The organism is Rubrimonas sp., assembly GCF_036788415.1.
Classification (GTDB): domain Bacteria; phylum Pseudomonadota; class Alphaproteobacteria; order Rhodobacterales; family Rhodobacteraceae; genus Rubrimonas.
Genome location: NZ_DAIQNN010000083.1, coordinates 1 through 11,428, shown reverse-complemented (window position 1 = coordinate 11,428; position 11,428 = coordinate 1). Strand labels below are relative to the sequence as shown.

The window sequence follows — 11,428 nt, the reverse complement described above, 5'->3', positions numbered from 1 at the left end:
TTTCTCCATATTCCTCTGCAAAGGTCTTGCCAGTGAAAAAGTAGTAGTTGTAGCTGAGATCCCAGTAGAAAATATCGTATTCGCCGCGATAGCCGGCGATGAGATCGAATTCGCCGCTGGCCCCGAGCAGGTCTTCGGATCCGTTTGAGGCCCAGAAACCGGCATAGAGGCCGCCGAAACCGACTTCGGCATAGGGCTGAAGCGCCAAACCGTCCGACAGTTCGAAGCCTTGCGAGACGTATTCCGACACCAGCGCCGCGCCGGCGGACAGCGTCACGCTGTTGTCCTCGAAGAAGGCAAGGCCCTGCGCCCCGGCGACGGCGGGCGCGAGCAGCCCCGGCCCCGCGAGGGTTGCAACCAAGATGCGCATGTTCATATCAGGCTCCGTCCTGTTGATGACTGGGTCGTCGCCGGGACGGCGCGCGCGCTGGGGTTTGGCGATTTCCGCGCGCGCGCCACCCGGCCTCTCGGCGATCAGGTCGTGAGGTCGATCCAGATCGTCTTGAGCTCGGTGTACTGCTCGTGGGCGTGCAGCCCGTTGTCGCGGCCGCCGAAGCCGGACGCCTTGAAGCCGCCGAAAGGCGTCGAGATCTCGCCTTCGGAATAGGCGTTCACGCCGACCGTGCCGGCCCGCAGCATGCGGGCGTAGCGGTGCGCCCTGGACACGTCGCGGGTGTAGAGCGTGGCGGCGAGGCCATACTGCGTGCGATTGGCAAGCTGGATCGCCTCCTCGTCGCTCTCCGCCCGGGTCACGGCGACCACGGGGCCGAAGATCTCGGTCGTGAAGATCTCCATGTCGGGCGTCACCTCGGCGAACACCGTCGGCTGGAACAGCAGGCCGCCGGCACCCTCGCCGCCATGGACGACCCGCGCGCCCTGCGCCTTGCCCGAGGCGACGAGGCGGGAGACCTTCGCGAAGTGCTCCGCGCTGACGAGCGGACCGTTGCGCGTGGCCGGGTCGAGCTGGTCGCCGAGCCGCCACCCGGCGGCGACCTTGGCCATTTCCGCCACCACCGCGTCATAGACGTCCCGGTGGGCGATGATCCGGCTGTTGGCGGTGCAGTTCTCGCCCATGTTCCAGAAGATCGCCGTCCCCTGGATCTCGGCGATGCGCGGGATGTCGGCGGCGTCGCCGAGGATCACGGCGGCGCTCTTGCCGCCCATCTCGAGGCAGACCTCCTTGAGGTTCGACTGGGCGGAATACTCGAGGAACCGCCGCCCGACCTCGGTCGAGCCGGTGAAGGTGAGCGCGTCGACATCCATGTGGCGGCCGAGCGGCTCGCCGACCTCCGGTCCGAAGCCCGTGATCACGTTCAGCACGCCCGGCGGAATGCCGGCCTCCAGCGCGAGCGCGCCGAGCCGCAGCGCCGTCAGGCTGGTCTGCTCGGCGGGCTTGACGATCACCGAGTTGCCGGTGGCCAGCGCCGGCCCGATCTTCCACGCCATCATCAGCAGCGGGAAGTTCCAGGGCAGGACCGCCGCCACCACGCCGACGGGCTCGCGCACGATCAGCGCCAGCGCGTCGGGCGCGGTCGGGGCGATCTGGCCGTAGAGCTTGTCCTGCGCCTCGCCGTGCCAGCGGATGCACTTCGCGGTCTCGGGCACGTCGATCTCGCGGCAGTCGGTGATCGGCTTGCCGGCGTCGAGCGCCTCCATCGCCGCCAGTTCCTCAAGGTTCTCGAGGATCAGGTCGGCAAGGCGCGTCATCGCGGCCTTGCGCGCGGAGGGGTGCAGCCCCGACCAGACGCCGCTCTCGAACGCCGCCCGCGCGGAGGCGACCGCGCGGTCAACGTCGGCCGCGCCGCAGGCGGGAACCATCGCGATGGTGTCGCCGGTGAACGGGTTGCGCGTGGCGAAGGCGCAGCCGCCCGCGGCGGGCCCGAAGGCCCCGTCGATCAGGATGCCCTCCGGCAGCCGGAGCGCGGCGACGGTCTGTGCGTGCAGGGTCATGGAAAGGTCCTCTTGCGGTCTCGGGTCGGACCATCGCGACGGACGCCGCGCCGGCCCGGCGGCACGGTTTCAGGCCCCGACACGGTCGAGGATCCGGAACAGGGCGACCGTCGCGCCGACGCCGAGGCGCCGGAAGCGGTGTAACGGGATCGGCCGCACCGGCGTGACGGGAAAGTCGAGCGCCGCCTCGGGCCGCCCATCGGCCCAGTCGGCGAGGATCCGGCCCATCACCGTCGCCATCGCGACGCCGCGGCCGTTGTAGCCGAGGCCCGCCATGACGTTGGGCGCGAGGCGGTGCAGGCCCGGGAGGTGGTCGCGGGTGATCGCCACGTCGCCGCCCCAGGCGTGGCGCCACCCTGCCCCCCGCAACTGCGGGAAAAGCCGCTCGGCCTGCTGCCGCAGACCCAGCTGGCGCCGCGCCACGCCGGCGTCGCCCAGCGCGCCGCGACCCCCGATCACGAAGCGCCCCGCGGCGTCCTTGCGGAAGTAGAGCAGAAGCCGCCGCGTGTCCGACACGCCCTGCCCGCCGGGCAGGATCGAACCGGCCACATTGTCGGAGAGCGGCTCGGTCGCGACCTGCACCGAGGTCACGGGCAGCACCGTGCGCCCCAGCGGCGCGGCGAAGTCGGCGGTGTAGGCGTTGGTGCAGATCAACGCCCGCCGCGCCGTCACCGACCCGGCCGCCGTGGTCACGGTCACGGTGTCGGCGTCGCTGGTCAGCGCCGTGGCGCGCGATGCGCCGTGCAGCCGCGCGCCGGCCCGCTCGGCCGCCGCCGCAAGGCCGAGCGCGTAGTTGAGCGGATGCAGGACGCCGCCGCGCCGGTCGATCAGCCCGCCGAGATAGGCGCGGCGGCCGATCATCCGCGCCATGCCCTCCGCGTCGAGATCGTCGACGGCGCCGCCGCGCGCACGCTGCTGGCGCCCGGTCTCGCGCAGCGCGTCGAGGCCGCGCGCGGTTGCCGCGGCGCGCAGCCAGCCGCAGCGGCGCGCATCGCAGGCGATGCCGTGGCGGTCGATCAGGTCGAACACGAGGTCCGCGCCGGCCGCGGCGGCGGCGGCCATGCGACGCCCGAGATCGGGGCCGTGCCGCGCCTCGGTCTCTGCCGGGTCGGCCTTCAGCCCCGGATTGACCTGCCCGCCGTTGCGCCCCGAGGCGCCCCAGCCGATACCCCCGGCCTCGAGCACGACCACCCGCCGCCCGGCCTCGGCGAGATGCAGCGCGGCGGAAAGGCCGGTGAAGCCCGCGCCGATCACGACCACGTCGGCCTCGGCCGCGCCCGCCAGCGCGGGCCGATCCGGCGCGCCGCCGGCCGTCGCCGCCCAGAGGCTCGCGGCGAGCGGCGCGCGCTCGCCCGGGATGGTCCGCCCTGCGGTCATGCGGCCGGGCGCGCGTCGATGGGGGGCGTGGCGACCGGCGTCGCGAGATAGCGCAGGAGCGGCGCGACGCTGTCCGCCGCGCCGGCGGCCTCGGCTTCGAGGAAGGCGACGGCGACGACCTCGTGCTCGGTCATCCGCCGCAGCACGGCCCGGTCGGCCTCCGGCGCCATCGCCTCGAGGCGCAGGAAATCGGCGATGAAGCCGGGGAAGGTCGCGCGCATGAGCGCGATCATGCCGTCCCAGTCCTGCGGCCCGCGCGCGGCGTCGGCCTCGCCGCTGGCGACGAGATCCGCGCGCGGGGCCGGCCTCAGGCCATGGCGGGCGAGCAGCGGGGCCACGATCGCGGCGCAATGCGCCTCGACCTCGGCGAGCAGCGTCATGGCGCGCCTGTGCGCCGGATCGGCCAGCCGCGCCGCCAGCGCCCGGAACCATGCCTCTCCGGCTACTTCCTCCTCGAAATAGCGCAGCAGCGTCTCGCGGTAGGCCGCATCCGGGGCGCCGGCCGCCGCCGCGCCGACGTCGATGCGCTCGTGCCTCATGGGCTGGTCGGGGTCCGCGGCGGCGTCCATCCCCATCGCGTAGCGGCGGCCGGCGTAGGTCGCGGCTGCGATGATCGCCGGGGCGTCGCAGTCGCCGATCCGCGTGAGGGTGAACGGCAGCCGCGCCGGATCTCCCCCAGCCATGGCGAGGATTTCGCGGTGGAGCGCGTCGTTCGGCGTCCGCTGGCCGACCAGCACGGCGCCTGTCGCCGCGATGCGGAGCGGCGCGCCGGTGTAGGCGCATTCGAGGGTGGCGGTCCTGCCGTCGAAGGCGGTCAGGGCGTGGGCGGTCACGATGTCCACGCCCAGCCGCATGAGACGGGTGCGGATGCGCCAGCGCTCGGAGGTCTTGCCCGCCCAGGCGGAGACGCTGTCCTCCTCGGTGACATAGGTCACGGGCAGGCCGGTCTCGCGGATGCGTTCCGCGATCACGCCCGCCATGTAGTAGTTGTCGCCGTCGAACACGACCGTCGGGCCATCGGGCAGCCGGCCGGCCATGATGTCGTCGGGCGTCAGGACCTCCGCCCCGTCGACCGCGACCGGAACGAAGGCCTTTCCGTCGAAACGCTCGCGCCGCCATGTCGCGCCGGTCGCGATGGCGACATGATCCGCGCCCACGTCGAACACGTCCTGCGCCGTGAGGCGGCTTTCGCGGAAGATCTCGACGTTGGGCATCTTCGCCAGCTGCTGCGCGCGGTGGTCGCGCACGCGCGCGTAGGCGCTCATGCCCGGCAGCCGCGCCTCGCGCGTGACCCGGCCGCCCAGATCGCGCCCGGCCTCGGCCAGCATGACGGCGTAGCCCCGCGCGCCGAGCGCGCGCGCGGCCTCGAGCCCGGCCGGCCCCGCCCCGACGATGAGGATCCGCGCGTCGGAGCCCTTCGCGGGCGCGCGCTCGGGGTGCCAGCCCTTGCGCCACTCCTCGCCCATGGCGGGGTTCTGGGTGCAGCGGATCGGCGTGCCGGTGGCGTCGCCCGCGTAGCAGATGTTGCAGCCGATGCACTCGCGGATGTCCTCGATCCGCCCTTCCTCGATCTTTCGCGGCAGGAACGGGTCGGCGATGGAGGGCCGGGCGGCGCCGACGAAATCGGCGATCCCGCGCCGCACGAGCGCGGCCATCGCGTCCGGCGAGGTGTAGCGGCCGACCGTCACGACAGGCCTGGTCGTCGCCGACTTCACCCAGCTCATGTAGGGCTCCAGCGCCCCCTCCTGCGTGAAGCGCGAGACGCCCATCTCGAGCGAATAGTCCGCGACGTTGATGTCCCAGAGGTCGGGCAGCTCGGCCAGCATCGCGAACATCTCGCGCCGCTCGCCGAATTCGGGCACGCCATCGTCGCCGATGGTCTCGTCGGCCTTGAAGCGCACGGCCACGGCGCAGCGGTCGCCGACCGCCTCCTTGGTCTCCTCGATCAGCTCGCGCACCAGCCGCACCCGGTTGACGAGCGAACCGCCGTATTCGTCGCTGCGGGTGTTCACGCGGGGGTCGAGGAAATTCGCGAGCAGATAGCCGTGGGTGGCGTAGACGTAGACGATGTCGAAGCCGGCCTCGCGCGCCCTGAGCGCCGCCCGGCGGTGCCAGCGCCGCAGGTCGCGGATGTCCGTGCGGTCCATCGCGCGGGTCTGGAACGGATGGCCGGCGAGGTTGGGCAGGCTCGCCACGTCCATCGGCGTCTCGCGCGTGAACAGGTTGGGGCTGCGCGCGCCGCCATGCCAGAGTTCCGCGCCGGCGAGCGCGCCGTGCGCGTGCACGCGGTCGGTCATCGCGGCATGGGCGCGGACGTCGCTGTCGTCCCAGAGCGCGGCCGAGACATGCGGCAGGTCGTCGGAGGACGGGTGGATCGAGTTGTATTCCGTGCAGACGACGCCCCAGCCGCCCTCGGCCTTCACGCCGCGCATGGCGGCGAGCGTATGCGGGCGCAGATACCCCATGCCGGTGCAGTGCGGCACCTGGTAGAAGCGGTTCTTCGCGGTCACCGGGCCGATCCGGATCGGCTCGAACAGGATGTCGTAGCGGGGGTCGCGGCTCACGCGCGTCTCCTTCCGGTGGGGGGTCAGTCCCGCGCGAGCGCGGGCAGTTCGCGGCGGAAGGGCGTGCCGGCCGGCGGCGACTCGCCCAGTTCGCGCGCATAGCGGTGGCCGGCGTAGACGGCGGCGGCGATGGTGCCGGGGCCGAAACAGTCGCCGATGCGCGTCACGCTCTTCGGCGCGGCCTCGGCCCGGCCCTCGGCGAGCAGCGCGGCGATCTCGTGGTGCAGCGCGTCGACGGGCCGCCGCATCGTCACCGTGACGAGGCCCGCGCAGGCGATCTCGCGCCGGCGGCCGGTGTACTCGCACGCCAGCGTCACGGCGTCGGCGCTCCGGGCGACCACGGCGTGCAGCGGGACGATGGCGACGCCGCGCTCTATCAGCCGGGTCTGGATGCGCCGCTGCTCCAGCGTGTTGTGCGTCCAGTGCGAGACGTCCGCCGCCGGCGTGACCAGCGTCACCTCGAAGCCCTCGGCCCGAAGCAGTTCGGCGAGCACGCCGCCCATGTAGTAATGGTCGTCGTCGAAGATCACGGCCGGGCCGGGCGGCGGCCTGACGCCCGCGCAGAGGTCGTCGGGCGTCAGCACCGGGGCCCCCGGCTCGACGGGGATGGGCGCGGCGTTGGCGCGGCCGAGGCCGGAGGCGCACCAGCGCGCGCCGGTCGCGATCGCGATGCGGTCGGCGCCGAACTCCAGCGCCTGCTCCGCCGACAGGCGACTGTCGAGATAGGTCTCGACATTCGGCATCCGGCCGATCTGGAGCGCGCGATGGTCGAGGACGCGCCGCCACGCCGCGAGCCCCGGCAGGCGGCTTTCGACCGCGACGCGCCCGCCCAGCGCGGTCCCGGCCTCGGCGAGCGTGACGCGGTAGCCCCGCTGGCCCAGCGCGCGCGCCGCCTCGAGCCCCGCCGGGCCGGCGCCGACGATCAGCACGCTCTCGTCGGCATGTCTCGGCGCGATGCGCTCGGGATGCCAGCCGCGCCGCCACTCCTCGCCCATGGTCGGGTTCTGGGTGCAGCGCATCGGCACGGCGTGGAAATCGGCCGAGACGCAGATGTTGCAGCCGATGCACTCGCGGATGTCGTCGATCCGGCCCTCCTCGATCTTGCGCGGCAGGAACGGGTCGGCGATCGAGGGCCGCGCCGCGCCGATCAGGTCGAGCCGGCCCGAGCGGATCAGGGACGCCATCGCGTCGGGCGAGGTGTAGCGGCCGACGCCGACCACGGGCCTGGTCGTCACCCCCTTCACGAAGGCGACATAGTCGTTCTGGAAGCCTTCGTCCGCGAAGCGCGAGGTGGCGCTGTCGTTCTCCCAGGCGCTGACGTTGACGTCCCAGAGATCGGGGATCTCGGCGAGCATCTCCACCACGTCGCGCCCCTCCGCGTCGCAGGTCAGCCCGCCGGGGCCCATCAGCTCGTCCACGGCGAAGCGCACGGCCACGCCGCAGTCGGCGCCCACCGCCTCCTTCGTGTCGGCCAGCACCTCGCGGAACAGCCGCACGCGGTTCTCGAGACTGCCGCCGTATTCGTCGATGCGGTCGTTCCAGCGGCGCGCGAGGAAATGCGAGATCACGCTGAGGTCATGGCCGGCATAGACGTAGACGATGTCGAACCCGGCCCGACGCGCCCGCTTCGCCGCCTCGACATGCCAGCGGCGGACGTTGCGGATGTCCTCCCGATCCATCGCGCGGCACTGGATCGGCTCGAGGTAGGAGACCGGCCGGGCCGAGGGGGCCATCGGGATCTCGCGGCTGTAGCGGTTGGCGGTGTGCAGACCGTCGTAGCAGGGCTCGATGCCCGCGAGCGCGCCATGGGCGTGGATCGCGTCGCACATCTTGGCGAACACCGGCATGTCCTCGTCGCTCCAGAGCCGGCCCTCGATGACGGGGGAAAGCTCGGAGCTGTGGTGGATCTCCACCTGCTCGGTGCACACGACTCCCCAGCCGCCCTCGGCCTTGACGCCGCGCATCGCGGCCATGGAGGACGGGTAGGCCCGTCCCATGCCGTTGCAGTGGGGCACCTGGTAGAAGCGGTTCCTCGCGGTCACCGGCCCGATCCGCACCGGCTCGAACAGGATGTCGTAGCGCGGGTCGCGGCCGGGCGCGGGCGCGGGGGCGCCTGCGGCGCGGGGCTTCGGGGCCGGGCGGTTCATTCGTCCGCGCCCCCGAGCCGGCGCAGCTGCCGGCCGCGCGCGTCGCAGCCGCCGCAGCCCTCGCGGGCGGCGAGCGCGGCCAGCGCCGCATCCGCCGCGGCCTCGCCGCTGAGATGGGCGCCGGAGCAGAGCGCCGCGAGCGGCACGGCCAGCGCCTCGCCGGCGAAGAACACCCGGTCGCCCAGCGGCGCCGCGAGCGCGGCGCGCGCGGCGTGCCGGCCCGGGCGGGCGGCTGCGTAGGCGCCGAGCGTCAGTGGATTGGCATGCCAGTCGGTCATGTGCCCCTTCACGAAATGCCTCCTGGCTTCGGAGCCGACGGCGCCGACGAATTCGCCGAGCGCGAAATCGATTGCGGCGTCGGCGCCCGCGGCCGCGAGGTCCCAGGCGAACGCGCCGCCGACGAAGCCCACGGCCAGGTCGAGGCCGGCGGGAAAGGTGACGAAGTAGCAGGCGCGGGCGGGGATCTCCGGCGGCAGGGCGTAGGACAGCCAGTCGTTCTCCCGCAGGCCGAAGCGGGCCCCGTCGAACTGGAGCGCGATCTTGGTCAGCAGCCCCATCGGCACATCGGCCGCCGCCTGGGCCTGCGCGGGCGGCAGGTCCGGCTTGAAGCGGATCGCGCCGGACCCGAGCACGCCGGTCGAGACGGTGACGACGCAGGCGCGGGCCGCGACCGTTCCCGCCGTGGTCTCCACCCGGACGCCCTGCCCGCTCCAGTCCACAACGCGCGCAGCCGCGCCGAGCTTCACCGGCAGGTCGCGCCCGAGATGGGCGACGAGGGCACCGAGACCCTCGCGGATCAGGCAATCCACCTCGTAGTCGCCGTAGGCGGCCATGTCGGCCGTGGAGCAGTCGGCCATGTCCACGGCGTATGCGTTGGCGAGCCAGGTCTGCGCCTCGGCCGAGCGCGGCAGGTCTTGCGGGATCACGCTCGCCACCGACACGTCGCCCGCCCGCGCCGCCGCGGCGTGGATCGCGGCCGTGGTGCGGTCGAGACGAGCCTGTTCCGACCGGTCGGCGCGCGCGCCGTCGATGAAGAACGCCTCGCCTGCGTTCGCATGATCGACCACCGCGAAGCCGAGATCGCGCGCGACCGCCATATGGGGCAGGTCGCGCGGCCCCTGCAGCCAGGCGCAGCCGTGGTCGTAGGGGACGCCGAAGGTCGCGCTCTCGGTGAAGGCGCGCCCGCCGATCCGGTCGGCGGCCTCGATCACGACGACGCTGCGACCCGCCGCCATCAGCCGCCGCGCGGCGGCGATGCCGGCGGAGCCCGCGCCGATGATCGCCACGTCGGGGTCGGTCGGCATCGGGCGGGCGGGGGCGCGGGCGGGGGCAGTCGCGGCGAGTGCGCCGGCAGTGGCGACCATGAATCGTCTCCGGGTCAGGCTGGGGCGGCTCATCGGACCGAGTCCATCGCGGCGGTCGCGCCAGGCGGGAACCGCGCCGGAAAATGGGACGACAGCAGTTCCCACAGCCGCTGGCGCGCCGCGTCCGGGTCCACCCAGTCGGGATAGAGCATCATGCCGAGCCAAAGGCCGTCCGAGAGGCATTCGAGCGACTGGGTCAGCGCGTGCGGATCGACGGCGGGCGGCGCGCCGTCGGCGGCGAGGTCACGCAGCAGCGCCTCGACGACCGCTGCGCGCTCGTCGTCGTAGGCCGCGACCATCTCGCGATAGAAGGCGCGATAGCGCGCCTCGCCGAAGAAGCCGAACCAGCAGCGCATCTTGTTGCGTGTGGCGATGTCGGCGTCGAAGGCGGCCCCGATCACGCCCCACAGCTTCTGCGCCGGTCCGAGCGCGGCGTCGGCGTGGATAGCGCCCCAGCGCAGGCGCAGTTCCTCGGCGAGATGGGTGAGCGTGGCCTTGAGCAGGTTGTCCTTGCTGTCGAAGTGCAGGTTGACGATGCCGATGGAAAGCCCGGCGCGGCCCGTGATCTCGGTCATGGTCGCGCGCGAGACGCCCAGTTCGGCGATGGTGTCGATCGTCGCGTCGATCAGTTGCTGGCGCCGCACCTCCTTCGGCGCGGTGCGCCGGGGCCTGGGCGTCTGGTCGCCGTCCATCATCGGTCTCCGTGGCCGTCGAGCAGGATGAAGGCGTCGTCGCGCCAGCTCAGCCAGACAGGCGCGCCCTCGGGCAGCGCGCGCAGGCTCGCCGCGTCGGCGTTGGGCGCGGAAACGGCGACGGGTTCGGCGCATCCCCGCACGCGCACCCGGAAATGCGACCGCTCGCCGAGATAGCTGGTGGTCTCGAGCGCGCCTGCGACGCCGCGGCCGCAGGCGGGCGCCGCGCTGTGCAGAGCGATCTTCTCGGGCCGGATCGCGACGCAGACCGTCGCGCCCGTCGCCGCCCGCCCTTCCGGCGCCGCCACCCGGATCTCGCCGAGCGCGCCCACGCCGAGCGTGGCGCGGCCGTCCGCGCGCGACAGCACGCGGCCGTCGAGGAAGTTCATCGTGCCGATGAACTGCGCCACCGCGCGGGAGCGCGGCCGCTCGTAGAGCCCGTCGGGCGTGTCGACCTGCAGCACCGCGCCGCCCGCCATCACCGCGATCCGGTCGGACAGCGTCAGCGCCTCCTCCTGGTCGTGGGTCACGAAGACGAAGGTGATGCCGACCGTGCGCTGGAGGCGGCGCAGTTCGAGCTGCATCTGCTCGCGCAGCTGCTTGTCCAGCGCGCCGAGCGGCTCGTCGAGCAGCAGAACCTTGGGACGCAGGATCAGCGCGCGCGCAAGCGCGATCCGCTGGCGCTGGCCGCCCGAAAGCGCGTCGCTGCGGCGGTCGCCGTACCCTTCGAGGCGCACCAGCGCCAGCATCTCGTCGATCATCTCGTGGCGCCGCCGCCGGGAAAGGCGGAGCCGGCGAAGGCCGTAGCCGATGTTGTCGCGGACATTGAGGTGCGGGAAGATGGCGTAGTTCTGGAACACCATGTTCACCGGGCGCTCGAATGGCGGCACGCCCGCCATCGGCTGCCCGTCAATCAGGATCTCGCCGCGGGTCGGCGTCTCGAAGCCCGCGAGCATGCGCAGCAACGTGGTCTTTCCGCAGCCCGAGGCCCCCAGGAGGGAGAAGAACTCGCCTTCGCGGATGTCCATCGAGACGTCCTCGATGGCGCTGAAGGACCCGAAGCTCTTGCCGACGTTGCGTATCGAGATGAAGCCGGGTTGAAGGGTCATCGGTCAGGGCGCTCCGTTTTCGGCCCCGTCGCGCGTCTGCGCGAGCCCGACTCGCCCGATCCAGAGCGCGGCGAAGACGAGGACGAACGAGACGAGGAGGATGATCGTCGACAGCGCCAGCACCGAGGGGAACTCGCGCGGGAACCGCAGTTGCGACCATATGTACATCGGCAGCGTCGCCTCGGTCCCCGAGAGGAAGAACGCCATGACGAACTCGTCGAAGGA

General features: G+C 72.8%; 8 protein-coding genes and 1 pseudogene. All 9 read right to left on the bottom strand.

The annotated features are described in order from the left end of the window. Nucleotides 1–376, bottom strand: a 376-nt coding sequence (locus V7Q31_RS14730; protein WP_333834618.1) for a TorF family putative porin, incomplete at its 3' end; no start/stop codon positions are given. A gap of 98 nt (nt 377–474) precedes the next feature. Continuing rightward, nucleotides 475–1,950, bottom strand: coding sequence for an aldehyde dehydrogenase (locus V7Q31_RS14725; protein ID WP_333834617.1), 1,476 nt, complete (start codon nt 1,948–1,950; stop codon nt 475–477). Between the two features lie 69 nt (nt 1,951–2,019). Continuing rightward, nucleotides 2,020–3,327 carry an NAD(P)/FAD-dependent oxidoreductase gene (locus V7Q31_RS14720; protein WP_333834616.1) on the bottom strand — a complete coding sequence of 436 codons (1,308 nt, stop codon included), beginning with the start codon at nt 3,325–3,327 and terminating at the stop codon, nt 2,020–2,022. Continuing rightward, the gene (locus tag V7Q31_RS14715; protein ID WP_333834615.1) at nt 3,324–5,891 is read right to left on the bottom strand and encodes an oxidoreductase; all 2,568 of its coding nucleotides are present in this window, start codon (nt 5,889–5,891) and stop codon (nt 3,324–3,326) included. Before V7Q31_RS14715 ends, V7Q31_RS14720 begins: the two co-directional genes overlap by 4 nt. Nucleotides 5,892–5,914: 23 nt before the next feature. Continuing rightward, a complete protein-coding gene (locus V7Q31_RS14710; RefSeq protein ID WP_333834614.1) occupies nt 5,915–8,038 on the bottom strand; it encodes an oxidoreductase in 2,124 nt (707 codons plus the stop codon). Beyond that, complete coding sequence (locus tag V7Q31_RS14705) at nt 8,035–9,402, bottom strand: flavin monoamine oxidase family protein (RefSeq protein ID WP_333834613.1); 1,368 nt, start codon at nt 9,400–9,402, stop codon at nt 8,035–8,037. Before V7Q31_RS14705 ends, V7Q31_RS14710 begins: the two co-directional genes overlap by 4 nt. Before the next feature lie 29 nt (nt 9,403–9,431). Further along, nucleotides 9,432–10,094: a TetR family transcriptional regulator C-terminal domain-containing protein gene (locus tag V7Q31_RS14700; protein WP_333834612.1), complete on the bottom strand. Its 663-nt coding sequence runs from the start codon at nt 10,092–10,094 to the stop codon at nt 9,432–9,434. Then, nucleotides 10,094–11,203, bottom strand: a complete 1,110-nt coding sequence (locus V7Q31_RS14695) for an ABC transporter ATP-binding protein (RefSeq protein ID WP_333834611.1) — start codon at nt 11,201–11,203, stop codon at nt 10,094–10,096. Before V7Q31_RS14695 ends, V7Q31_RS14700 begins: the two co-directional genes overlap by 1 nt. A gap of 3 nt (nt 11,204–11,206) precedes the next feature. Next, a pseudogene (locus V7Q31_RS14690) lies at nt 11,207–11,428 on the bottom strand (ABC transporter permease); the annotation flags it as partial.